Here is a 22,464-nt window from a genome sequence, read left to right as displayed (position 1 = left end):
AACACGATCGGGTGATCACGACCCGAGAATGTACGGAAACACTGTTACCGCCCCTCGGTTAAACCATGAGGACCCCCTGCCGACCACACCCCCGCCCACACCCCACCACCCCCACGAAGCAGCCCACCGGCGAGACCACCAGCCGGACCCTCGGGCGAGCCACCGGCCCGGACTTCGACCAAGTCGCCCGGCATGTCACCGGACAGGACTTCGGCCGAGCCACCTGGCACACCACCAGCCAGAACTCCGGGCCGGCCACCGACCGGCCCCGCGATCAGACCTTCGGCCGAGCCTTCCGACCCGGCTGACCGCCGGAACGCCAGTCGAACCGACCGTCGGCCGAACCGCCGGCCGATCGGACCGCCGAACGGGCGTCAGGCGACCGGGACGGTCAGGTCGGCGTCAGCGGACATCCCCGGACCCGCCACCGACGCGGCCACCAGGCCCAGCCGGCGGACCGCGTCCCGCAAGACCTCCGGCGGCTGCACGAACGGCAGGCGCAACCAGCGCTCGAACCCGCCGTGAGCCCCGAAGCGGGACCCCGGGGCCAAGCGGATGCCGTGGTTCTGGGCCACGACCGCGATGCGGGTGCTCACCGGGCCGTCCAGCTCGCACCACACGCTGAGCCCGCCCTCCGGCCTGCGGAACCGCCACGTCGGGCAGTGCTCGCGCAACCCCTCCATCAGCACGTCGCGCCGGGCCGCGAGCTGCGCCCGCCGTTCGCGCAGGGCCGGTTCGGGGTCGGCCAGCAGCTCGGCCAGCACCAGCTGCTCGACCACCGCGGAACCCAGGTCGAGCGCGGTGCGGGTGGAGATCAGGCGGTGGACCACCTCGGGGGACGCGCGGATCCAGCCGACCCGCAGGCCGCCCCAGTGGGACTTGCTGGCCGACCCCAGGGTGACGACCAGGTCGTCGGCGAACTTCGCCATCGGCGGCGGGCCGTCCAGCGGGTCGCCGTCCAGGTCCAGTTCGACGACGGTCTCGTCCACGACCAGCGGGGTGCGGGCCCGGCGGGCCGTGTCGGCCAGTTCGGCGCGGCCCTCGGCGTCCAGGCGGTGGGCGGTGGGGTTGTGGAAGTCGACCACGACGTAGGCCATGCGCGGTGCGGCTTGGCGGAGGGCGGCGGCGATGCCGGGCAGGTCCCAGCCGGTGTCGGTCATCGCGACCGGCACCGGGATGGCGGAGACGGCCTTGATCGCGTCCAGCGCGTTCGGGTAGCTCGGCTGCTCCACCAGCACCCGATCACCCGGTCCGGTGAACAGCCGCAGCGTCAGGGCGAGCGCGTGCTGCGCGCCGCTGGTCACCACGATCTGGTCGGGTGACGTCGGCAGGCCGCGCGCGGCGTACCGGTCGGCGATGCGCTGCCGCAGCTCGGGCAGGCCGTGCTCGTAGTACCCGTGGTCGGCCAGGTGCTCCGGCAGGTACCGCCGGACCTGGTCGAACGCCGCCAGCACGCCCGGCAGCGCCGGTGGTGCGGCCCGCGCGAAGTCGACCGTGCCGTGCCCCACCAGCGGGGTGTCCGGCACGACGCCGAGCGCCCCGGTCGGCAGGCTGATCCACGACCCCGCCCCGCGCCGGCTCGCGACCAGCCCCTCCGACCGCAGCTGGTCCAGCGCCGCGGTGATCATCGTGCGGCTCACCGGCAGCACCTCGGCCAGTTCGCGCTCCGCCGGCAGCCGCGTCCCCGCGGGCAGCCGGCCGTCGAGCACGAGCATCCGGATCGCCGCGGCCAGGTCGACCGAGCCGTGACGTGCGCCACGGCGACGCCACTCACCGAGCAGTCGGGCCAGGCGGAAGCCGGATATGCGTCCACCTGGCGGGACATCGAGGTTCACAAGGCCAATTATTGCCGATTGGATCTGGAATACAAGGCCAATCGGGACGAAGGATGGCCACATGCTCGCCGCCCTCACCCCGGTCCCGGTCACCGTCTCGCCCGTCCGCCGCATCCCCCAGCTCCTCGCGGGCCTGTGGCTCTACGGCGCGAGCATGGCGCTGCAGATCCGCGCCACCCTCGGCCTCGACCCGTGGGACGTGCTGCACGAGGGCCTGACCAAGATCACCGGCCTGTCGTTCGGCCTGATCACCGCCCTCGTCGGCGCGGTGGTCCTGCTCTGCTGGATCCCGCTGCGGCAGAGACCCGGCGTCGGCACGGTCTGCAACGTGGTCGTCATCGGCGTCGCCGTGGACGTCACGCTCGCGATCCTGCCGAACCCCGCCGACCTGCTGCCGCGCATCCTGTTCCTCACGGTCGGGATCGTGCTGAACGGCCTGGCCGCCGCCGTCTACATCGGAGCCCGCCTCGGCCCCGGTCCGCGCGACGGCCTGACGACCGGTTTCTGCGCGCGGACCGGGACCTCGTTGCGCCTGGTGCGCACGGTGGTCGAGGTGACCGTGCTCGCGGTCGGCTGGTTGTTCGGCGGCACGATCGGCGTGGGCACGGTGCTCTTCGCCGTCACCATCGGCCCGCTGACCCAGGCGTTCCTCCCCCTGGTCACCTGGGTGAGCGAGCGACCCGCTTCCTGACCTCCACGTAGCTCACGCCCCGCGACCCCAGCACCTCGGCCACCAGCCCCCGCTCGGCCAGCAGTGCCAACACCAGGTGCTCCTGGCCGAGCGAGCGGTGGCCGAGGTCGCGGGCTTCGACGAGGCTGCGCTCCAACGTCTTCTTCGCCGCCGCGGTGAACGGCCGGTGGTTGCCGAAGAACCGCCGCCGGCGCCGGCCCGGCGCACCGGCCAGCGCGCCTTCGCCGTGCGTGCGCTCGACCGACGCCACGATCCGGTCGACGTCGATGCCGAGCCCCCGCAACGCCTCGGTGTCGGCGTCGCTGAGCCCGCCCTTGCGCCGGGCGGCGGCGAACGCGTCGGCGACCTCGTCGCGCTCCAGCTCGAATTCGGCCAGCACCGGCGCGTCGAGCAGCGCGAGCGCCAGGTGCTCGGGCGCGATCTCGGGCGCGTCGAGCCGTTCGGCCTGCGCGACCGCTTCGTGGACGGCTTGGCGGGCGGCCCTGGTGAACCGTTCCCCGATCATCGGTCTCCCCCGTGCTTCTTGTGGACGGCCTGCCGGGTGACCCCGAGCTCGGCCGCGATCTCCTGCCATGACCAGCCGCGGGCGCGGGCGTTGCGCACCTGCACGGCTTCGAGCGTTTCCAGTAGTCGGCGCAGCGCGCTCACCGCTCGCAGCCCGACCCTGGGGTCCTGGTCGCCCGCCGCCGAGGCGAGCTCCGTTGCCTCCGTCATGCCGTCAACTTTGGTTGACACGCACCCGGTTGTCAACCCAGGTTGACGCACTAGGCTCGGCCGTGATGCCGGAGATCACCACCGCCGAACGGGCCGGGCTGGGCCGCGACGGCCTGCCGCGCCCCACCGAGGACCGCGTCGTCGTCCTGCCGAACGCCGTGGTGCTGCTGGACGGCGCCACCTCGCCGACCCCGCGGGAACGCGACGGCGGCTGGCACTCGCGCCACCTGGCCGAGGAGTTGACCAGCCTCGACGGCGACCTGGCCGACGACCTGGCGCGCGCCATCGCCCGGCTAGCCGCCCGGCACGGCCTCACCCCGGGCGACTCGCCGTCCAGCACGGTCGCGATCACGCGGTGGACCGACACCGCGGTCGACGTCCTGGTGCTGGCCGACAGCCCGGTCGTGGTGTTCACCCACGACGGCGTCGAGGTCGTCGCCGACAACCGGCTGCGGGACCTGCGCGGCCGCGTGACCCGGATCACGGACTGGCGCAACCGGGAGCACGGTTGGTGGGTCGCGGAGGCGGAGCCGGCGGCCGCTCATCGGGCGGTGCGGGCGAGCTGGCCGCGGCACCGGGTCCGGGCCGTGCTGATGGCGACCGACGGGGTGTCCTGCGGCGTGGACGACTACGGCTTGTTCGCGGACTGGCAAACCGTGTTGGACATCACGTCGAAAAGAGGGCCGGAAGCCGTGCTGGACGAGATCCGCGCGGCCGAAGAGGGTGACGGTGATCGCGCGAAGTGGCCGCGGCCGAAAGTGCACGACGATCAGGCGCTGGCGGTCATCCGATTCACCGCCGGGAAATGAGAAAAGCCCCTCCGGCAATCGGAAGGGCTTTCTCGAACGATCTGGTGGCCAGGGGCGGGGTCGAACCGCCGACCTACCGCTTTTCAGGCGGTCGCTCGTACCAACTGAGCTACCTGGCCAGGTAGCGGCTCGACCAACCTGGCCGAACTGCCTTGCGACCCAGACGGGACTCGAACCCGCGACCTTCGCCGTGACAGGGCGACGCGCTAACCAACTGCGCCACTGGGCCTTGCTCACTTCTGTCTTGCTGTCCCACTGTACTACGTGCCCCCAACGGGATTCGAACCCGCGCTACCGCCTTGAAAGGGCGGGGTCCTAGGCCGCTAGACGATGGGGACCTGGTTTCCGCCGGCAGCCCTTGGGCCACCTTCTTTCCCAGGCCCTCCACGCTGTCCGGTGGAAGCATCGTAAGCATAGGGCACGAGGCACCACACTTCCAAAACGGGGGTCGCACAAGGTGTTGACCTGCGATTCCACCCCCGTGCGACCACCCGTCGAGGGTCAGAGCGCGACCAGTCGGCCGGCGAACTCGGCCCGTTCCGCGTCGGTCAGCACGGCGAGCGCGTCGTCGAACCGCTCGTCGGTCAACCGCTCGGCCCGCCGCCACCGCTCTTCGAGGTCCGGCCGGTCCGCCACGGACGCCAGCAGCTCCTCGGCGTCCTCGGGGCGCCACCCGGTGCGGAGGAGCCGGCCGCGACCGCCACCGGGGTCCAGGGCGACGGCCTGCACCACGCTGAGGCCGACGGCGCGCAGCGCGGCGAAGTGCAGGCCGCCGCGCAGCTCGCGCAGCACCATCAGGGCGTGGCCGAGCGCGGCCGGGGCGTCGGCGGGACGGGCCGCGTCGCGCCAGCCGCGGAACAGCGGCAGCGCGGAGGCGTCCGCGCCGTCGACCACCGCGAGCGCGAGCTTCGCGAACCGGTCGGGTTCGGGCACGTCGCCGAGGTGGTTGCGGGACCAGTCCCAGCACGCGCCGGCGTAGGCACCGGCGGCGCGGTCGGCGGGGAAGGAGCGCACGAGGGCGGCCTCGACCAACCACTCGGGGAAGATCCCGACCACCGACGCCACCACACCCGGCGGCGGGTCGCCGAGGACCGCCGTGCGACCGCGGAAGTACAGCGTGCGCGGCGGCAGGCCGACGGCTTGTTCGCGGGCGGCGAGCTCGGGCGACGTCATGAACAGCCCGCCGGTCCTGACCAGCGGTTCCCGGGTTGACTCAGCGAGGGACGGCATTTTGTAACACTGTCACAAAACTCCGTGCCCCGGCAACAGGACGGCCCCTCCGGATCGAGCTGCCCCGGAGGGGCCGTGACCCGTGACGTCCTACCGCTGCACCGGCGGCACGCCCCCGTCCTCACCCGGCGACAGCCCGAGCATGTCGAGCAGCAACCGGCAGTCCTCGGCGCTGGTGGCACCGCGCGCCACCGACAACCGAGCCCGGTGCACCTGCTCGTCCGAGATCCGCGACGGCTCACCGGTTCGCTGGGCGGGCACCCCACCGCCGCCCGGCCTGGACATCGTGTCGTCCTGGTTCCACAGGAACTGACGCACTTCAAGGGACCCGCTCATGACGCCTCCCCGACTTGAGGTTGGCGTGAGGCTAAGCGAGCCCATCGAACCGCAGCAGCCCCCCGGAGAGTGATTCAGGGGCAACACAGCGTCACTTTCCGTGTAGGCCACTTGGTGTCAAGCGTCGCGTGATGTGCTTGTCGCGAACGAGGAGGGTGCAACCCATGACCGAACCGGTACCGGGGCAGACCCCGGAACCACCCGCGGCGGACGGCAAGGCCGACGCCGCGCAGCCGGACACCACGCCCGCCACCGCGACGCCCGACACCGCCACACCGGACTCCGCGACGGCCGAGACCGCCGAGACCGCCGAGACCGCCGAGACGACGGCAGCGGAGAGCCCGGCGGCCGGTGAGCCCGGTCCCGCCGCGGCGGACCCGCAGGAGCTGTTCGGCAGCCTGTCGTTGGCGGCGATCGAGGCGGACATCGACCGGCTGATGAGCGACAAGATGAGCCAGCTCGACGGGATGCTCGCGGGCTTGGAGGACCTGGTGCAGCGGCTGGAGGGCGAGATCACCAACCTGGAGGCGCCGCCCGAAGAGCCGCACACGCCTCAGGGGTAGCTCCGCCGGCGCGCCGGAACGGGCGCGGTAGGGGTTGCCGCCATCGACTACCTGAAGATTTCGGCTCAACCCACTCCCCAGGCCCACGTGCGCGTGCAAGAATCCGAATTGCTGACACACCCCCGGTCAGCGCCTGTGGAGATCCCCTCCGGCCCCCGCGTTCCTCCCCCTGGCGCGGGGGCCTCTCCATGCACACATCTGTGACCCAGGCCACAGTTCGGCCGGCTCCGCAATCCAACCGTTATCGTGTCGCCGTGCCTCTTGGATCCCTTGGACGGTCGAAGTCCGGCCGGCATCGCCCGCTCTCGCGCGAAGTGGAAGAACCGTTGCCCGACGAGGAGCTGGAGTCCTACCTGGCCGCCCTCGCCCCGGAGACCGCGGACGCGGAGACGACGGCCGGCACCAGCTTCGGCAACGCGCAGGTCTACCAGCTCCGCCTCCAGCTGATGGCGAACGAGCAGCTGAAGGAACTGGCCGCCGAGCGGCAGACCTCCCCCCAGGCGCTGGCCACCGAGTGGGTCATGCAGCGACTGGAGTGGGAAGCCCGCCAGCGCGGCTACTAGCCCACCGCACCACACCGCCCCGGCCCCGAAGCCGGGCCCGAACCCGAACCGCGAGCAGGCCCCCGACCATCCCGGTCGGGGGCCTGCTGCGTACCGCTGAGACGTGACGTTGTGACGACCGGCTGCGATCAGACCTTGCGCACGTTCTGGGCCTGCGGACCCTTGGTGCCCTGGCCGATCTCGAACTCGACCCGCTGGTTCTCCTCCAGGGTGCGGAATCCCTGGCCCTGGATCTCCGAGTAGTGCACGAAGACGTCCGGCCCGCCGTTCTCCTGGGCGATGAAGCCGAAGCCCTTCTCGGAGTTGAACCACTTGACAGTGCCCAGTGCCATGTACCTGCCTCCATCGCAGGAAAGCTTGGGGCTGCACCGTGCAGCCCCGGCCGTCCCGGGGCGTTTCCCCCACCGCTGGGGTGGGGACGGCACGCCCGCGTGTCGTTCCGCGAGCGTGAGACACGAACACAGAAACCACGGCCTGCGTGGCTGAGCGTATCGGTTGGTGACGCCCAGCACTACACCCCCGAAGTCATTGGTCCACCGGACAGCTACTTCTCCGTCACCTTGGGTGGTTCCGGGAGTTCGACGCCGGCCTGGCCGATGTTGCGCTCCAGCGCGGACCGCCACTCGCCGGAGCCGACCATCTTCTCGATGGCCGAGCTGACCGCCGCCCGACCCTCGGCGTCGTCCTTGGGCAGGCCGATGCCGTACCGCTCGGTGGTGAACGGCGTGCCGACCAGCTTGAGCAGCTCCGGGTTCTCCGCCACGTACCCGGCGAGGATCACCTCGTCGGTGGTCACCGCGTCGACGTTGCCCGCGAGCAGCGCGATGACGCAGTCGGAGTACTGGCCGTACTCCACGAGCTGCACGTCCTGGGCGAACTGGTCCTTGACCTTCTGCGCCGACGTGGAGCCGGTCACCGAGCACAGCTTCTTGCCGTTCAACGTCTCCGGGCCGGTGATGTCGTCCTCGGTGAAGCGGACGAGCACGCCCTGGCCGGTCTCGAAGTACGGCCCGGCGAAGGAGACCTGCTCCTTGCGCTTGTCGGTGATCGAGTAGGTGGCGACGACGAAGTCCACCTCGCCGGAGGCGAGCAGCTTCTCGCGGTCGGCGGAGCGGGCCTCGCGCCAGGTGATGCCCTTTTCGTCCACGCCGAGCTGGGCGGCCACGTACTTGGCCACGTCCACGTCGAAGCCGACGTACTTGCCGTCGAGCCGGCGCTGGCCCAGACCCGGTTGGTCGAACCGGATGCCGATGGTCAGCTCGCCGTCGTCGGCCTTGCCGGCGAGGGTGTCGTCGCTCGCGCCGCCGCACGCGGCGGTCAGGGACAGGGCCGCGGCCAGGGCGGTCGCGGGCAGCAGTCGTCGGAACAGCATGAGGTGCGAACCTCTCGGGGTGCTCGGGAACGTCGGCGCGGGTCGACGCGCCGGACGGTGGCCATGCTAAGCAAACCGAGCGTTCCTCCAGATGCGATAAAGGTCGCAGTGGTCCACTCCACTGCGCCGTTCGGAGCAGTAACCGCTGTGAGCCCGCCGACTCCCCGTCAGGACGGCAGGAGTGCCCGCCTCGGCGCAACGCGCAGGCCCAGTCGCCGTATCGCCTTGTTCACGTGACCTTCGGGCACGCCCCAGCGGATCGGGGCGGGCACCAGCAGCGCGGCGGCGCGGACGGCGCGCAGCAGCGCGGTGGCGGCGGGTTCGGGGTAGGGGCGGTGGCCGTGCAGGGCGATGGCCCACTCGGGCAGCACGGAGTACGCGAGGTGGCCGAGCAGCGGCTCGTAGGCGTCCAGGCCGAGCCGCAGCACGCCGTCCACGGGCGGGCGGTGCAGGAACCGGTACACCACTTCGGAGTCCGCGGTGCGCTTGAGCTCCGGGAGGACGGCCGCGAAGTAGTCGGCCACCTCGGCGGCGCTGCCGGGCACCTCGTCGGGGTGCAGCCCCACGAGGGCGGCGGTGCGGCGCTGCTCGGCGTAGTAGCGGTCGGCCTGGGCGTCGGTGAGGCGGTAGCCGGCGCGGCGCAGCACGGTGAGGAAGCAGTGGACCTCGGCGCAGTGCACCCACAGCAGCAGTTCCGGGTCGTCGATGCGGAAGCTCCGGCCCGCCGGGTCCTTGGCGCGCAACGTGCGGTGCACGCCGCGGACGCGGGCGGCGGCCCGTTCGACCTCGTCGGTGGAGCCGTAGCTGACCGTGCCGACGAAGTCCGCGGTGCGCAGCAACCGGCCCAGCGGGTCCTGCTGGAAGTTCGAGTTCTGCACCACGGCGGCGACCGCGCGCGGGTGCAGCGCCTGGAGGTAGAGACTGGCGATGCCGGCGACCCACATGGCGGGGTCGGCGTGCAGCTGCCAGGTGACGCTTCCCGGTCCGAGCAACCCGACGTCCACCACCCGATCGTGTCATGTCGTGCCGCTTCCGTCACCCCCTGCGACCTGCCGGAACGGCTGGGGCGTAACGCCTCTTCCGGCGCGAGCGATTCCACGTGACAGCTTGGAGCCTCGGGGCGGGTGCTGGGATGAGCAGTGGCAGGAGTGTCGCGTTCGCCGGAGTGGCGCTGTTACTGGCGACCGGCACGCTCGTGGCGCTGGCGCTCACGGTGGACGAGCAGCGCCCGGTCGACGTGCGGCAGGTGCAGCTGAGCCCGGCGGAGCCCGGGGTGCTCAGCGCCACCTACACCACCACCCTCGAGGTCGCGCGACCGACGACGGTGCTCGTGGTCGTCCCGCCGCCCGAGCCCCGACCCACGCCACCGGTCACCACCACCACCGAGGTCGCCGTGACGACCACCACGTCCGAGCCGCCGCCGTCGACCAGCGCCCCGGCGACCTCCACCTCCACCAGCCCTTCGTGGGGCGAGGACTGCGACCGCTCGTACCTGACCGAAGGCCCGTGCGTGCCCTGGCGGTTCCCGCGCGGCGTGCGGCGGCTGTGCGACTGGCTGCACGAGCAGGGCACCACGCGCATCGAGGTGGTCGGCTGGGACCGCCACTACCTCGACCGCGACGGCGACGGCATCGCCTGCGAGCGCGCCGACTGACGGTCAGCGGTCGGCCAGCCGGTCCAGCGCCGACCCCACCCGGTCCGTCAGCAGGGACAACGCGCCCACCGTGCGGGACGTCGGGTCGTCGTCCGCGCCGCCGAGGGCCTGTGCCCGGACGTAGGCGGCCTTGACCTCGGCCCACCGCGCGGCCTGCTCCTCGGACAGCGTGCCGCGCAGCTCGGCCAGCTTGAGCAGGTTCGCCTCCGCGCCCGAGGTCAGGGTCTGCGCCTCGCCCGCGTAGTGGTCGTCGATCACGGCGGCCAGCTCCGCGTCGTTCATCACCGGCACCACCTTCTCCGCCAGCTTGTTCATGTTGCGGTAGGAGCCTTGGAGCTGGAACGGCGGCTCGACGCGCGAGGCGTCGGACTGGGCGGCCGAGGCGATGTAGGCCCGGTTGTTCGCCAGCACGACCTCCTGCACCCGCACCAGCTTGCGCAGCACGGACAGCACCTGCTCCAGCTCCACCGGCGGGTACGGGTGCGCGAGCCGGTCGGCCCGCACGTCCTCGCCGCGCGCCATCCGCACGAGCAGCTCCACGTCGCCGCGGTCCCGCGTGGACAGCGGCGCCAGCACCGGGTTCGACGTGAGCGCGTTCTCGATGTAGCTCAACGCGAACAGGTCCTCGCGCCCGGACAGCACGTCGCCCAGGTTCCACACGTCGGCGCGGTTGGCGAGCATGTCGGGAATGCGGAAGCGCTGCCCGGACTCCGTGTACGGGTTGCCGGCCATGCACACCGCGAACCGCTTGCCGCGCAGGTCGTAGGTGCGCGTGCCGCCGTCCCACACGCCCTCCATCCGCCGCTGCGCGTCGCACAGCGAGATGAACTTCTGGAGCAGTTCCGGCGACGTGTGCTGGATGTCGTCCAGGTACAGCAGCACGTTGTTGCCCGCCTCCAGCGCGAACGAGATCTTCTCGACCTCCTGCCGCGCGGTGGCGTTCGGCGCGTCCGCCGGGTCGACCGACGTCACCTCGTGGCCCAGCGACGGGCCGTTGACCTTGACGAACACCAGGCCGAGCCGGTTGGCCACGTACTCCATCACGGTGGTCTTGCCGTAGCCGGGCGGCGAGATGAGCAGCAGCAGGCCCATCTGGTCGGTGCGCTTGCCGTCACCCGCCGCGCCGAGCTGCTTGGCCAGGTTGTCGCCGATCAGCGGCAGGTACACCTCGTCCAGCAGCCGGTTGCGCACGAACGCGCTCATCACCTTCGGCTGGTACTCGTCCAGCCGAAGCCGCGCGCGTTCGGCGGCCACGACCTCGTTGCGGCGTCGCTGGTAGGCGCGGTAGGCGGGGACGCGCTGCTCGCGGAACGCCCGGGTGCGGGTCAGCAGCTCGTCCAGCCGGAACGCCAGCGACCGGTCGACGACGCGCGGGTGCGTGCCCAGCAGGCCGTCCGCGGTGGCGGTGAGCTGGGCGGACGACTCGTGCCGCGGCAGGTCGCGGCACAGCTCCAGCGCCACCGCCTCCGGCAGGTCCGGCAGGTACCGGTCCCGCTCCGGCAGGCCCGCCAGGAACGCCTCGTACCAGCCCTCCGCCAACCGCCGCCGCACGGCCGGGTCCGCGACCGCGCGCAGGTCCTCGTCGAACTCCTTGCGCCCGCCCAGCGCCCGGTGGAAGGCGTCCACCAGGGCACGCGCCCCGGCGCTCGTGGCGAACCCGAACGGCGCGCTGCACAGCTCCTCGAACAGGTATTCGCCCGCCAGCGGGTCACCGGCCGCCTCGGCCAGCTCCGCGCACAGCTCGTCGATGGCCGTCGTGTGCCCGAACGCCGCCCGCGCCCGCCCCAGCGACACCGCGCGCCGTTCGAACACCGCCCGCGCGTCCTCGTCGGCCGAAGCCCAGAACAGCTGCGCCGCCGCCCGCGCCGAAGGCGGGTACCGCAGCACCCCCGCGCCCGCGTGCAGCCGCAGCAGCACGTCGAGGATGCGGGTCGCGTCGTGGTCGTGCACACCGCGCTCGTAGCCCTCGTCCAGCCGCGACTCGGCCACCTGCCGCACCAGCTCGGGCAGCCGGTCCTCGGTGACGGCCGCGTGCAGCGCGTCCACCGGGTGCGTGGCCAGGATCGACGTGGCCAGGTGCTCGGCCCGGTACACCTCGGCCGTCTCCGACACCAGCAGCTGGTCCCAGAACGGCTTGGTGTCGGCGAACGCGGGATCGCGCACGGGCGAGCGGAAGTCGGTGCCGGTGATGGCGAACGACAGCGCGCCGTCCTTCGGCACCAGCGTCAGGTCCACCGGCTGGGTGTTCACCGCGAACCGGTGCCTGCCGAGCCGGATCGTGTCGCCGTCGAACAGGTCCAGCCGGTCGCGCAGCGCGCGCCCCGCCTCCTGCCGCGCGGCCAGCACCCGCCCGTCCAGCTCCTCGGCCCGCACCTGGTCGCCGAGCGACCGCAGCTCGTCGGCCACCGAGCGGACCTTGGCCACCATCGGGTCGGACGCGAAGTAGGTGTTGACCTCGTCCACCGACGCCAGCGACGCCACCCGCCTGGTCACGCTCGCCAGGATGCGGTCGGCCGACGACGAGAGCCGGTCCGCGCGCCGCGCCCGGTCGTCCAGCAACGCCTGCTTGCGCGACGAGAACGCCTCGTACACGTCGGTCCGCTTGCCGCCCAGCCGCGCCAGGAAGTCGTCGAACTCCCCGAAACGCGACTCCAGGTTCTCCACCTGGAGCAGCAGCCGGCCCAGCTGCTCGTCGCACCGCTGCGGGGTGTCCGCGACCGCCAGCGCCCCGGTGATCGCCTGGCCCAGCAGCGCGAACTCGGCGGCGAACTCGGCCCGGCCCTCGGTGGCCGCCAGGGCGCGCCTGCGACCGTCCACAGTGGCCCGCGCCCGGTTCAGCCCGCCCAGCACCTCGCCGATCCGCTCCAGGATCGAGGTGCGCACGGTGGCGTCGGCGATGTCCAGCGAGCCGACGACCTCGGTCAGCACCTCCAGGCCGCGCTGCCGCTCGGCCAGCTCCTCGACCACCGGCGCGGCCTCGGCGACCGTGCCGATCGCGCCCGCCTTGCCGACCAGCGCCTCGACCTGCTCGTGGTAGCCCGCGAACGCGTCGTCCCGGCGCAGGTGCTCGACCGCGCGCTGCGCCGTGCTGCCCAGTTCCCCGTCCAGCGACGCCACCAGCGAGTCGATGCGCGCCACGTCGGCGTACCGCAGCTCCTTCAACGTCACCAGGTGGCCCTGCGCCTGCCGCAGGTCGGCCAACTGCCGCACCCACGCGTCCGCGGTCGTCGGCACCTCGCCGCGCACCCGGCGCACCAGCGACGCGACCCGCTCGTCCGCCTCGGCCACCGCGTCCGCCGCCTGGTCGGTCAGCGCCTGCACGGTCTCGAACTCGTCCAGCACCTGCTCGGCCGTCGCCCGCACCTGCGTCAGCGGCGCGCGCAGGTCCTCCAGCTCCGGGTCGCCCAGCCAGTGGTAGGCGTCGAACACCCTGGTGCACGAGGCGATCAGGTCCTCGAACACCACCACCGACGGCGCCATCTCGCCGACCATCCGGCTCACCGACAGGCAGTCGGAGATGCCGCGCACCAGGTCGGCGTTCCCGACCCGCGCCAACGGGCCCGTGCCCGCGGGCTGCGCGGCGGCGTAGGCGTCGGACAGGTACGGCGTCTGCCACACCTGCATCGGGTGCACGCGGGTCGGCTCGTCGCTCATCGCGCGGAACACGACCAGCGTGCCGTCGTCGAACAGCGAGTACCCGTGGCACGACAGCGGGTTCGCCACTTCCTTGCGGATCACGTTGTAGGGCAGCAGCAGCGACCGGCCGTCGCGGCGGGCGTGGAAGACGTACAGCACGTCCTCGCCGTTGGTCGAGCGGATGACCCGCTCGAACTCCAGCTCGTCCACCGGGGTGTCGAACGTCTTGCTGACACCCGTGGCCAGGTAGTAGCCGCCGGGGAAGATCAGGCCCTGGTCCTCGGGCAGCCGCTGGCACGCCTGGCCGATGCCGTCGAGCCGCACCACCGACCGGGTGCGGGTGTTGAACACCAGGTGCCGCCACGCCGTCTCGTTGTACGGGCGGATGCGCAGCAGGATCAGCGAACCGACCCGCGCGTACTGCACGTCGCCGTCGGCCAGCGATTGCAGCGGCTCGTCCACCGGCTCGGTGTAGATGCCCTCGCCGGTCTCGGTGTTGTCCTCCACCTTGATGGTCAGGTCGCCGCCGATGGTCTCGACGAACACCTCGTCCTCGATCGAGATGTGCGGGTGCCGGCCCAGCACGTGGTGCTCGCGGCCGGTCACCACCCACTCGAAGTCGTGCGACGGCGGGAACACGTGGTCGCGCTCGCCCCGGTTGTCCAGGTACTCGACCGCGCCGTCCACGCCGACCCGCCAGCGCAGCACCCGGATGTCCCCGATGCGCGCGCCGGTCTGGAACACCGCCAGCAACCGGCCCTCGACCCGGCGCAGCTGGATCAGGCGCGTGTCGCGGTAGTACCGGTACAGCTCGGCGAAGTCCCGCTCGAACCGCGGGTCGCGCAGCAGGCCGGGCAGCTCGTCGTCCGCCGCGTCCTCGAACCGGAACGCGTCGCCGTCGCGGGCGAACCGGTGCAGCGAGAACACGTCGTCGACCGTCGTCTCCGGCTTCAGGCCGATGAACACGTTGTAGCCGAACAGCATCAGTCCGGCCACCTGGATCACATCCCGCGGCACGCAGTTGTGCTCGGTGCGGATGCGCTCGGTGCCCAGCAACGTCAGCTCGGCGCTGCCGAACTCCGCCAGCCGACGCGCGTTGAGCGCTTCCGCCCGGCGGGCGAGCCCGGCCGCCTGCTCGGCCAGCCGGGCCCGCAGCACCTCGTAGGTGCCCGCCTCCAACGCCGCGCCCGCGGGCGACGCCTCCACCGGCGCGGTCACGACAGCGAGGCGACCGGCCGCTCGGCCACGCCCAGGCGCTGCGCGGCGGCCAGCAGCTCGCGCAGCTTGCCCTCGTCCGGCCCGCCGGAGTTGATCAGCTTGAGCAGCAGCGCGGACACCGTCAGGTTCTTCACGTCGCCGGTGCTGAGCGAGCCGAGCAGCCTGCCGATGTCGTCGGTGAAGCTCGCCGTCCCGTTCAGCCACGGCCCGGCGAGGGTCTGCGCGACGTCGGAGTGCTCCACGAACCCGTCGACCTGCTTGCCCATCGTGATGGCGCCGACGATCCGGTCGAAGAACATGCTGTCGCCGCCGACGATGTCGATGTCGGCCTTCTCCAATCCCGCCGCCAGCACCAGCGCCTGCGACTCGGCCACCTGCCGCTGCACGTCGATCCCGGCCAGCCGGACTTCCTTCTCCGTCTCCAGCCGCAGCCGGTACTCCTCGTGCTCGCGGGTGGCGTCGTCCAGCGCGGCCATCGCGCCCGCCTTGTCCGCCAGGCCCTCCGCCTCGCCCTTCAGCTTCTCGCGGATCGCCAGCGCCGCGACCAGCGCCTTCTCCTTCTCCACCACGGCCTCGGCGCGGCCGACCTTCTCGATCGCCTCCGCGTCCCGCTCGCGCACCTGCACGTCGGCGAGGCCCGCCGCGGCGGCCTCGGCCTGCTTGCCCTCGGCCAGCCGGATCATCGCGCGGGTGTCGAGCTCCGCGGCCTGCTGCCGCGCCTCGGCCAGCAGCAGCTCCTCGCGGGCCTTGAACTTCGCGGCCTGCTCGGCGGCCTCGGCCGCCTTGATGTCCTTGACCAGGCCCTCCTGCGCCTCGGCCTCGGCCTTGATCACCACGGTCTGGCGCTGCCGCTCGGCCTCCTCGACCGCGCGCAGCCGCTTGATGATCTCCTCCTGCTCGGCCACGGTCTTCTCCACCGCGATGCGCTCGCGCACCACCTCGGCGATGGACCGCTTCTCGGCCTCCAGCTCCTTGTCGGCGGCGATGCGGGTCAGCTCGGTCTCCCGCTCCCGGCCGATGACCTCCAGCATCCGGTCCTTCTCGATGCGCTCGGTCTCGATCGCGATCACGCGCTCGCGGTTCTTCTCCGCCACCGCGATCTCGCGCGCCTTGTTCTCGGTCTGGATGCCCAGCTGCTCGTCGGTGCGGATGTGCGCGGTGTTGGCCTTGAGGCGCTCCTCGGCCTGCACCTTCGCGATCTCCGCCTCCTCGCGGGCGCGCATGGTCTCGACCTCGCGCTTCTGCTTGATCTCCGCGTCCGCCTGGCGGCGCTCCAGCTCCAGGATCGCCTCGCGCGCCTCGACGTTCTGGCGCGTGATCTCCTTCTCCTCGTGCCGGGTGAACTCGTTCGTGCGCACGTGCTCGATCGCGGTCAGCTCGGTGATCTTGCGGATGCCCTGGGCGTCGAGGATGTTCGACGGGTTGAGCTGCGCCATCGGCGTCTGCTCCAGGTAGTCGATCGCCGCGTCCTCCAGGCTGTAGCCGTTGAGGTCGGTGCCGATGACCTGGATGATCCGGTCGCGGAACTCGTCGCGCTTGGTGTAGAGGTCGATGAAGTCGAGCTGCTTGCCGACCGTCTTCAACGCCTCGGAGAACTTCGCGTTGAACAGCTCCTGCAACGTCTGCTCGTCGCTCGCGCGGGCGGTGCCGATCGCCTGGGCGACCTTGATGACGTCCTCGACGGTCTTGTTCACCCGCACGAAGAACGTGATCCGGATGTCGGCCCGGATGTTGTCCTGGCAGATCAGGCCCTCCTGCCCGGCGCGGCGGATCTCGATCGTCTTCACCGAGATGTCCATGATCTCCGCACGGTGCAGCACCGGCAGCACCACGGCGCCGGTGAACGTGACGTCCACCTTGCGCACCTTGGAGATGATCAGCGCCTTGCCCTGGTCGATCTTGCGGAACAGACGGCTGATCAGGATCAGCAAGCCGATCACGACGACCAGGACGACGGCGACGAGAATGCCGAACCCGGTGGTGATGACGTCCATCAGTGGTCCCCCCGTGTGAGAGTCGGGTCGTGTCCGAAGTCGAGGGACGCGACCCAGAAGAACTCGCCGTCCACGTCGTAGTCGAAGATCAGCGCGGTGGCGCCGGCGGTCAGCGGGTCCTCGCCCGGCTGCCGCACCTGCACGACCGCCGACGAGCCGTCCGCGGCGGTGACCTCCGCCTGGCCGAACGTGCGCGTCACGCGACCCGTGCGGATGACGCACGTGCGGCCGACGAAGTCCAGGCGCGAGGCGGGCGGGTCGTCCGGGAACAGCCGCTTCAACGGCGGCATCGCCAGCCGGGTCAGCACCAGGCCGACGGCCAGCGACCCGCCGAGCACGCCCAGGCGCGCGGGCGTCGAGGTCGGGCCGAGCAGCTCGACGCCCGCCAGGCACGCGAACCACGACACCGCGATCAGCAGGGAGAGCCCCAGGGTCGCGGGCACGCCGCCGATGTCCAGCTCGACCCAGTCCGCGTCCGCCGCGCCGAAGGCCACCAGCAGCCAGTAGGCCACCACGACGACCAGCAGCACGCTCAGCACCGCGACCGGGAATCCCAGCGACGCCGCGAAGAACTCCCCCATGTACCCCCCTTTCGCGGGACCCTAACCCGTTTTCGGCGGGGAGCTGAGGGGAATGACGCAACGCGGTCGGGTCACCCCGGTCAGTGCACGAGCAGACCGGACACCTTCGTCAACGGGTTGCCGGCGTAGCTCACCACGGCGCCGTCGGCGAACGGCATGGACCGGATGCTCATGCCCGCGAAGCCCTGGTCGGTCACGAACCAGCCCCACGTCGTCAACCAGGGCCGGTCGTCACCGGGCACGACGTCCGGCGTGGGCCGCACCCGTTCCTGCACCACGTACGGCTGCCCCGCGACGTCGTCCAGCACCCGCGCCCACTCCCGGTCGGTCAGCAGCCAGCCGGGGTGCACGCCCGCGCCCGCGAACCCGCCCGCCGCCTTGACGATCAGGTTCTCCCGGTCCGCGCGGAGCCGGTCCCGCGGCACGTCGCGCACGTACCGGGTCCACGGCACCAGCCGGTCCACCAACGCCTTCTCGTCGTCGGTCAGCACCTCGCGGTGCTCCGACAGCAGCGCGATGGTCGACTTGCTGCCGTAGTAGTAGCTCGACAACGGCGTGTACAGCTCGGTCTTGTGACCCTTGGCGAGCAGCTCGGCGTAGCCGACGGCCTGGGCGGCGGAGAAGTACCGGACCGCCACGTCGAGCCGCGTGCCGTGCAGGTGGAGGTGGCCGTTGCGCTCGGTCAGCTCGTGCAGCTCGCCCAGCAGCACGTCCACGCCGAGCCGTGCGCAGGTCTCCCGGAAGCTCTCGAAGCCCTTGGCGAACCTGGTCAGCATCCCGCCCTCTTCGAGGAACGCGATGGTGCGGTCGCGGCCGACGGCGTCGAGCAGCTTCTCGACCGGGTTGAAGTGGCGCAGGTCGTGCTCCCGCACGAACGGCTCGAAGCCGGGGTCCTCCTGGATGACGCGGGCCAGCTCGCCCAGGTCGGGGCCGCCGAGCTGCGAGCCCGCGTTGACCTCCAGCAGCCGGAACCCGTCACCGACCCGGTAGATGTCGGCGCGGCCGTGCATCGGCGGGCGGTCGGACCCCATGATCGCCGCTTCGGCCGGCGGGATGCCCAGCGCTTCGGCGAACCGCGTGAAGCTGCCGTCGAACATCCTGCGGGGTAAGGAGAAGAGGAGTTCGAAGAAGTCCATGACGTCCGCCGCGACGTCGTGCGCGGTGTGCTCGTCCAGGAAGAACGGCCGGTTCACCAGCCGGTGGCCGTACGCGGCGCGCAGTCCGGGCGGCAGGTCGAGCCCCGCCATCACCCCGTGCAGGCTCTCGTCGTCCAGGTACGCCTGCGTCACGTGGTCCGTCACCGTCGCCGCTCCTCCGGGTCGTGGGTCGGCGCACATGATGGCGGAGCGGCCGGCCCGCGAGCATCCCCCCGAAGCACCGTGCCCGGCTCGCGGGTCAGGACCCGGTGGCCGGCTTGGACTGGGGCAGCTTCGCGGTCTTGCGGGTGCGCGGCGCGGACGGCGGCGGCACCACCGGCCCGATGTCGCCGTCCGGCGCCTCGTCCAGGTCGACGACCACCGGCGCGTGGTCGCTGGGCCCGGTGCCCTTGCGCGCCTGCCGGTCGACCCACGCGGCCTTCACCCGCGCCGCCACCGGCGTCGAGGCCAGCACCAGGTCGATGCGCATGCCGAGGTCCTGGTGGAACATCCCGGCGCGGTAGTCCCAGTAGGTGAAGACCCGCTCGTCGGGCCACCGGTCGCGGACCACGTCGTGCAGCCCGACCGCCTGCAACGCCGCCAACGCCTCCCGCTCGGGCGCCGTCACGTGCGTGTGGCCGACGTAGGCCGCCGGGTCGAACACGTCCGCGTCGGCGGGCGCGATGTTGACGTCCCCGCACACCACCGCGTCCTGCGGCCCGTCCGCCACCACGTCGCGCAACGCCGCCAACCACGCCAGCTTGTAGCGGTAGTGGTCGGAATCCGGCGCACGCCCGTTCGGCACGTACACGGAGTGCACCCGCACCCCACCGCACGTCGCCGCCACCGCCCGCGCCTCGGGGTGCGGAAACCCGGGCCCGTCCGCGAGCCCGTTCACCACGTCGTCCAACCCGACCCGGGACAGGATCGCCACCCCGTTCCAGCGCCCCTCGCCGTGCGCCGCCACCTCGTACCCGCGAGCGGCCAGCTCGTCACCCAGCAGCGCCGCGAAGGCGTCGTCGGCGAGCTTCGTCTCCTGGAGGCAGACCACATCGGGCCGCCGCTGCTCCAGCCACGGCAACAACCGGGGCACCCGCTGCTTGACCGAGTTCACGTTCCACGTAGCGACCCGCACCCCGCCACGGTAGTCCGAACGCCCTCCGGCTACTCGTCATCAACCCCCTGACCTGCCCCGCAACCCCCTAACCTGCCCAGAACGTGACCGCACCCACACCAGGCCCCCGACCACCCCGCTCATCCGGGGCCCCGACCTCGGTAAGCTGTCGAGCACGGGCTGCTAGCTCAATTGGCAGAGCAGGAGACTTTTAATCTTCGGGTTCAGGGTTCGAGTCCCTGGCGGCCCACCAAACTCGCTGGTCACGACGATCTGTCGGAGGTCGAGCAACCTCGAAACCCCCATTTACCCCTCACTTACCGGGATGACCGCCCCGAGCGCGTCCGCCGCCGCACGACCGGGTGACCGGCGGCCCATGTAGACGTCCTGGGTCATCGACGGCCGGGAGTGACCGAGCAGGTCCGCGATCTGCCTCGCCGTCAAGCCTGCCTCATCGAGCAGCGTCGCGACCGTCCTCCGAAAGGTTCGGAAAGTCACCCATTCGTAGCCCGCTCGGGCGATGAACGGCTTCCACGCGCGATTGCGGACGTTGGTTGCTTCACGGATCGTGCCTGTCGAACTGGGGAAGATCGGACCGTCGAGGTCGGCCGCCTTCGAGCGCCTTTCCACGAGCATGGTGACGCACCAGTCAGGGAGCGGAACCGGTCGTTCGGCGTTCTCCGTCTTGCCCCGATTCACGATCCTTCCCCGCCCACGCGCCCGGATGACGTTGCCGGACATCGCCAACTCCCGCGCCTCTTCGTTGAAGTCCGGCCAGTGCGCCCCCAGCGCTTCCCCTGTCCGCTCTCCGGTCGCCAGGAAGAACCTGATCAGGTCCGGCAGGTCGTCCTTCACCGCTCGCTCGTCCTGGTCCAGCTTCTTGAGCAGGTCGAGCACTTCGGTGGCGGTCAGCGCTCGGGACTTCTGCGGCCGGTTCTTCGCCCGCTTGCTCTCCAGACGGGTGATCTCCCGCGCCGGGTTGGCCTCAAGCGCCCCGTGCCGCACCGCGTAGGCACAGACACCGCTCAGCACGGCCCGGACCGTCTTCGCCGAACTGGCGCTGGAGCTATCCCGGACCTTCTTGCACAGGGCGTCGAGGATCGGCGTGGACAGCTCGTTCATCCGCAGGTCGCCCACAGCCGGGAGGACGAGCCCTTCCAGCCGGTTGCGGTACGTATCGACCGTGCCCCAGGAGCGGAACTCCCGCTCAGCGTCACGCACCAGCTCAGCCAGCCACCTCGCGGCGACGTCGCGAAACTTGGTACTTGCCGTGACGCTCGCTCCCGCCACGGGTGTCACCCAGTCGCGGATAGCCGCCTTCAGGTTGTTCTCCGCGTCCGTGCGGCTGGTCCCCATGCGCTCGACGTCGTAGACCTTGCCGTTGAAGTCCCGGTACCGACAACGAGCCCGGTACCGCTTCGGGCCGATGGTCTCGACCCGGATCTTGCCGTAGGTGCCGACCGGCATCGGCCGTCTGCCCATCAGGCCGCCTCGGTCGGAAGCGACTCGAACCACGCCTTGACGTCCGCCGAGTTGAAGCGCAGGTGCTTGCCGACCCGTCGACCGGGAGGCCCGTACTTCCTGGTTCGCCACTGGTAGATCGTGTTAACCGGGATGCGGAGGTAGTCCGCCACCTGTTCGATGTCCCAGATTTCGTTCACGCTGCGTCCTCCTCTGTGTATTGGCGTTGGCGTTGTGCGCGGAGGCGTTCGGCGATGCCAGCGGCCAATTCGCGCTCTGCGTCGTTGGCGTAGCCGGAGCCCGCATAGGCCCAGTCGTTGACGACGATCACTTCATCGGCGGCCAGGCCGAGCCGTTCGAGCGTTTCGGCCGCCCGGAAGGCCCGCCGGTCCTCGCGGATGCGCTTGAAGGTGGTCGAGTAGTGCTTGGACTTGGTCAGGAAATGGCCGCGAAAGCCGAGCATGTGCGCCCACTTCCGCAGGTTCAGTTCGCCGTAGAAGTGCAGGTCACCGAGGTCCCAGGCGGTCTGGATCATGCGCCGGTGGTGGTCGGAGACTCGCAGGTGGTCGATGTCGAGCTGCGACCGGATCGGCCGGTCAGGCGTGTCACGTGCACCGGTGCCCTTGGTCGCGTACTTGGCGACGTAGGCCGCGAGCTTGCCGTCGCTGACCGCCCCGGCGTCGTCCTCGACCTGGTGCGCCGAGGCAGCCCGGATGGGACGCACGTCGACCTGCTCACCCCAGACCAGGTCGAGCACCGTGCCATCCGGCCGGAAGGACTCGACCAGGACAGCGCGAGCAGCAGCCCGAACCGCGTGGTCGACCAGGTCCACGGTCGCCCATGAGGGCGCCGGCTCGTGCGAGCCGTCAGGGCCGTCGATGCGGATGACGGCGTGGAAGTGGACCAGGCCGCGCCGCTGGTACTCGGCGACCTTGGCGTACGACAGCCGCGCGTGGTCCTTGAACTCCCGCACCGTCAACCCGGCCGCACGAGCCAGCGCCCGCCGCAGCGCGATCGTGAACCGGTGCCACAACTTCCCCGCGTGCGCCTGCCACAGGACCGCACCGACGTAGTCGTAGGTGTCCGGGTCGACCGCACCACCGATGCGAGGGTCGTCGGGGTGGTGGAACTCGCCGCACCCGGTGCAGGGCCGCGTCTTGCCGCTGGCGGTCGTGCGCCGGTTGTGGACCGGGCCGAAGGACGGTGCGGTCAGGGTGGCGAACACGCGCGGCTTGTCGGCGACCGACTCGGGGACACCCTTGCTGCCGCCGGATAGGCCTGCGCGCATGAGGTGGAAGGCGTCGGCCGCGTACCGGTCGGAGCACGAGGGGCAGACGGAGGCGCGGCGGTTGCCGCACGGAACCATCACGTCGCCACCGAGGTGGGCTAGGACTTTCGTGCCGTCGAGGTTGTGGAGTTGCCAGGCTCCGAAGAGGCGGATCGGTGCGAGGCATCCGCCGGTGGCGGTGACCCGGTCGCGCCAGTCGCGGTAGTCGGACCGTTGGACCCGGTCGGCGATGCGATCTTCGAGTGTGAGGACCAAAGGCTCCCCCTCTC

At 71.4% G+C, this 22,464-nt stretch carries 21 protein-coding genes and 4 tRNA genes; 6 read left to right on the top strand and 19 right to left on the bottom strand.

The annotated features are described in order from the left end of the window. Positions 1-374: 374 nt before the first annotated feature. Positions 375-1,835, bottom strand: coding sequence for a MocR-like transcription factor YczR (yczR, locus tag ACIQMJ_RS07090; RefSeq protein ID WP_499760026.1), 1,461 nt, complete (start codon positions 1,833-1,835; stop codon positions 375-377). Positions 1,836-1,896: 61 nt separating this feature from the next. Here yczR and yczE point away from each other — a divergent pair, with 61 nt between their 5' ends. Continuing rightward, positions 1,897-2,526: a membrane protein YczE gene (gene yczE, locus ACIQMJ_RS07085; protein WP_499760025.1), complete on the top strand. Its 630-nt coding sequence runs from the start codon at positions 1,897-1,899 to the stop codon at positions 2,524-2,526. On the opposite strand, the gene ACIQMJ_RS07080 is transcribed toward yczE, so the two are convergent. Both ACIQMJ_RS07080 and ACIQMJ_RS07075 read right to left on the bottom strand, forming a co-directional pair. Next, positions 2,495-3,031: a Clp protease N-terminal domain-containing protein gene (locus tag ACIQMJ_RS07080; RefSeq protein WP_499760024.1), complete on the bottom strand. Its 537-nt coding sequence runs from the start codon at positions 3,029-3,031 to the stop codon at positions 2,495-2,497. The genes yczE and ACIQMJ_RS07080 overlap by 32 nt on opposite strands. Then, positions 3,028-3,240 (bottom strand): helix-turn-helix domain-containing protein, encoded by a 213-nt coding sequence (locus ACIQMJ_RS07075; RefSeq protein ID WP_077010893.1) that lies wholly within the window; start codon positions 3,238-3,240, stop codon positions 3,028-3,030. The genes ACIQMJ_RS07080 and ACIQMJ_RS07075 overlap by 4 nt, the downstream gene beginning before the upstream one ends. A 65-nt stretch (positions 3,241-3,305) precedes the next feature. Here ACIQMJ_RS07075 and ACIQMJ_RS07070 point away from each other — a divergent pair, with 65 nt between their 5' ends. Continuing rightward, positions 3,306-4,049, top strand: a complete 744-nt coding sequence (locus ACIQMJ_RS07070; protein ID WP_499760023.1) for a protein phosphatase 2C domain-containing protein — start codon at positions 3,306-3,308, stop codon at positions 4,047-4,049. Positions 4,050-4,091: 42 nt separating this feature from the next. Here ACIQMJ_RS07070 and ACIQMJ_RS07065 read toward each other — a convergent pair. The 5 genes from ACIQMJ_RS07065 to ACIQMJ_RS07045 form a co-directional block, all read right to left on the bottom strand. Continuing rightward, a tRNA-Phe gene (locus tag ACIQMJ_RS07065) sits at positions 4,092-4,168 on the bottom strand. A 36-nt stretch (positions 4,169-4,204) separates the two neighbouring features. Beyond that, positions 4,205-4,278, bottom strand: a tRNA-Asp gene (locus tag ACIQMJ_RS07060). 36 nt (positions 4,279-4,314) lie between these two features. Next, a tRNA-Glu gene (locus tag ACIQMJ_RS07055) sits at positions 4,315-4,387 on the bottom strand. Positions 4,388-4,550: 163 nt separating this feature from the next. Then, on the bottom strand, positions 4,551-5,279 hold the full coding sequence (locus ACIQMJ_RS07050; RefSeq protein ID WP_499760022.1) for an SCO6745 family protein: 729 nt from the start codon (positions 5,277-5,279) through the stop codon (positions 4,551-4,553). A gap of 90 nt (positions 5,280-5,369) precedes the next feature. Next, positions 5,370-5,615 (bottom strand): hypothetical protein, encoded by a 246-nt coding sequence (locus ACIQMJ_RS07045; RefSeq protein ID WP_073886083.1) that lies wholly within the window; start codon positions 5,613-5,615, stop codon positions 5,370-5,372. Positions 5,616-5,779: 164 nt separating this feature from the next. Here ACIQMJ_RS07045 and ACIQMJ_RS07040 point away from each other — a divergent pair, with 164 nt between their 5' ends. Together ACIQMJ_RS07040 and ACIQMJ_RS07035 are read left to right on the top strand one after the other, a co-directional pair. Then, on the top strand, positions 5,780-6,178 hold the full coding sequence (locus ACIQMJ_RS07040; protein ID WP_499760021.1) for a hypothetical protein: 399 nt from the start codon (positions 5,780-5,782) through the stop codon (positions 6,176-6,178). Positions 6,179-6,492: 314 nt separating this feature from the next. Beyond that, positions 6,493-6,741, top strand: a complete 249-nt coding sequence (locus ACIQMJ_RS07035) for a hypothetical protein (protein ID WP_499760020.1) — start codon at positions 6,493-6,495, stop codon at positions 6,739-6,741. A 128-nt stretch (positions 6,742-6,869) separates the two neighbouring features. On the opposite strand, the gene ACIQMJ_RS07030 is transcribed toward ACIQMJ_RS07035, so the two are convergent. The 3 genes from ACIQMJ_RS07030 to ACIQMJ_RS07020 form a co-directional block, all read right to left on the bottom strand. Then, complete coding sequence (locus ACIQMJ_RS07030; RefSeq protein ID WP_015105489.1) at positions 6,870-7,073, bottom strand: cold-shock protein; 204 nt, start codon at positions 7,071-7,073, stop codon at positions 6,870-6,872. A 212-nt stretch (positions 7,074-7,285) separates the two neighbouring features. Further along, the gene (locus ACIQMJ_RS07025; RefSeq protein WP_499760019.1) at positions 7,286-8,113 is read right to left on the bottom strand and encodes a glutamate ABC transporter substrate-binding protein; all 828 of its coding nucleotides are present in this window, start codon (positions 8,111-8,113) and stop codon (positions 7,286-7,288) included. A gap of 167 nt (positions 8,114-8,280) precedes the next feature. Beyond that, positions 8,281-9,117, bottom strand: coding sequence for an oxygenase MpaB family protein (locus ACIQMJ_RS07020; RefSeq protein WP_499760018.1), 837 nt, complete (start codon positions 9,115-9,117; stop codon positions 8,281-8,283). Positions 9,118-9,245: 128 nt separating this feature from the next. On the opposite strand from ACIQMJ_RS07020, the gene ACIQMJ_RS07015 reads away from it, so the two are divergent. Continuing rightward, a complete protein-coding gene (locus ACIQMJ_RS07015) occupies positions 9,246-9,767 on the top strand; it encodes an excalibur calcium-binding domain-containing protein (protein ID WP_499760017.1) in 522 nt (173 codons plus the stop codon). 3 nt (positions 9,768-9,770) lie between these two features. Here the strand turns inward: ACIQMJ_RS07015 and ACIQMJ_RS07010 are convergent, their stop codons facing one another. From ACIQMJ_RS07010 to ACIQMJ_RS06990, 5 genes are all read right to left on the bottom strand, one after another. Continuing rightward, on the bottom strand, positions 9,771-14,621 hold the full coding sequence (locus ACIQMJ_RS07010; protein WP_499760016.1) for a DNA repair ATPase: 4,851 nt from the start codon (positions 14,619-14,621) through the stop codon (positions 9,771-9,773). After that, positions 14,618-16,615, bottom strand: a complete 1,998-nt coding sequence (locus ACIQMJ_RS07005; protein WP_499760015.1) for a flotillin family protein — start codon at positions 16,613-16,615, stop codon at positions 14,618-14,620. The genes ACIQMJ_RS07010 and ACIQMJ_RS07005 overlap by 4 nt, the downstream gene beginning before the upstream one ends. Next, complete coding sequence (locus ACIQMJ_RS07000) at positions 16,615-17,196, bottom strand: hypothetical protein (protein ID WP_499760014.1); 582 nt, start codon at positions 17,194-17,196, stop codon at positions 16,615-16,617. Before ACIQMJ_RS07000 ends, ACIQMJ_RS07005 begins: the two co-directional genes overlap by 1 nt. Before the next feature lie 80 nt (positions 17,197-17,276). Further along, positions 17,277-18,497, bottom strand: a complete 1,221-nt coding sequence (locus ACIQMJ_RS06995; protein ID WP_499760013.1) for a hypothetical protein — start codon at positions 18,495-18,497, stop codon at positions 17,277-17,279. 94 nt (positions 18,498-18,591) lie between these two features. Beyond that, entirely contained in the window at positions 18,592-19,467 is an 876-nt protein-coding gene (locus ACIQMJ_RS06990; protein ID WP_499760012.1) for an exodeoxyribonuclease III, read from the bottom strand. A gap of 156 nt (positions 19,468-19,623) precedes the next feature. On the opposite strand from ACIQMJ_RS06990, the gene ACIQMJ_RS06985 reads away from it, so the two are divergent. Next, positions 19,624-19,699, top strand: a tRNA-Lys gene (locus ACIQMJ_RS06985). Positions 19,700-19,752: 53 nt separating this feature from the next. On the opposite strand, the gene ACIQMJ_RS06980 is transcribed toward ACIQMJ_RS06985, so the two are convergent. From ACIQMJ_RS06980 to ACIQMJ_RS06970, 3 genes are read right to left on the bottom strand one after another with little or no spacing between them, the layout of a single operon-like run. Next, positions 19,753-20,913 (bottom strand): tyrosine-type recombinase/integrase, encoded by a 1,161-nt coding sequence (locus ACIQMJ_RS06980; protein ID WP_499760011.1) that lies wholly within the window; start codon positions 20,911-20,913, stop codon positions 19,753-19,755. A 14-nt stretch (positions 20,914-20,927) separates the two neighbouring features. After that, a complete protein-coding gene (locus tag ACIQMJ_RS06975; protein WP_499760010.1) occupies positions 20,928-21,107 on the bottom strand; it encodes a helix-turn-helix domain-containing protein in 180 nt (59 codons plus the stop codon). Next, positions 21,104-22,450 carry a replication initiator gene (locus ACIQMJ_RS06970; RefSeq protein ID WP_499760009.1) on the bottom strand — a complete coding sequence of 449 codons (1,347 nt, stop codon included), beginning with the start codon at positions 22,448-22,450 and terminating at the stop codon, positions 21,104-21,106. Before ACIQMJ_RS06970 ends, ACIQMJ_RS06975 begins: the two co-directional genes overlap by 4 nt. Positions 22,451-22,464: the final 14 nt, after the last annotated feature.

Origin of the sequence: Actinosynnema sp. NPDC091369 (assembly GCF_044757065.1) — a bacterium.
GTDB lineage: Bacteria > Actinomycetota > Actinomycetes > Mycobacteriales > Pseudonocardiaceae > Actinosynnema.
Note: the sequence above shows the minus strand (reverse complement) of the source record. Positions and strands in the feature narration are given on the sequence as shown.

Excerpts from the sequence above, each read along its gene's own strand:
- ACIQMJ_RS07075 (WP_077010893.1), bottom strand. The coding sequence starts at position 3,240 with ATGACGGAGGCAACGGAGCTCGCCTCGGCGGCGGGCGACCAGGACCCC.
- ACIQMJ_RS07030 (WP_015105489.1), bottom strand. The coding sequence starts at position 7,073 with ATGGCACTGGGCACTGTCAAGTGGTTCAACTCCGAGAAGGGCTTCGGC.
- yczE (WP_499760025.1), top strand. The coding sequence starts at position 1,897 with ATGCTCGCCGCCCTCACCCCGGTCCCGGTCACCGTCTCGCCCGTCCGC.
- ACIQMJ_RS07050 (WP_499760022.1), bottom strand. The coding sequence starts at position 5,279 with ATGCCGTCCCTCGCTGAGTCAACCCGGGAACCGCTGGTCAGGACCGGC.
- ACIQMJ_RS07005 (WP_499760015.1), bottom strand. The coding sequence starts at position 16,615 with ATGGACGTCATCACCACCGGGTTCGGCATTCTCGTCGCCGTCGTCCTG.
- ACIQMJ_RS07040 (WP_499760021.1), top strand. The coding sequence starts at position 5,780 with ATGACCGAACCGGTACCGGGGCAGACCCCGGAACCACCCGCGGCGGAC.
- ACIQMJ_RS07025 (WP_499760019.1), bottom strand. The coding sequence starts at position 8,113 with ATGCTGTTCCGACGACTGCTGCCCGCGACCGCCCTGGCCGCGGCCCTG.
- ACIQMJ_RS07080 (WP_499760024.1), bottom strand. The coding sequence starts at position 3,031 with ATGATCGGGGAACGGTTCACCAGGGCCGCCCGCCAAGCCGTCCACGAA.
- ACIQMJ_RS07015 (WP_499760017.1), top strand. The coding sequence starts at position 9,246 with ATGAGCAGTGGCAGGAGTGTCGCGTTCGCCGGAGTGGCGCTGTTACTG.
- ACIQMJ_RS07070 (WP_499760023.1), top strand. The coding sequence starts at position 3,306 with ATGCCGGAGATCACCACCGCCGAACGGGCCGGGCTGGGCCGCGACGGC.
- ACIQMJ_RS06980 (WP_499760011.1), bottom strand. The coding sequence starts at position 20,913 with ATGCCGGTCGGCACCTACGGCAAGATCCGGGTCGAGACCATCGGCCCG.
- ACIQMJ_RS07045 (WP_073886083.1), bottom strand. The coding sequence starts at position 5,615 with ATGAGCGGGTCCCTTGAAGTGCGTCAGTTCCTGTGGAACCAGGACGAC.
- ACIQMJ_RS07000 (WP_499760014.1), bottom strand. The coding sequence starts at position 17,196 with ATGGGGGAGTTCTTCGCGGCGTCGCTGGGATTCCCGGTCGCGGTGCTG.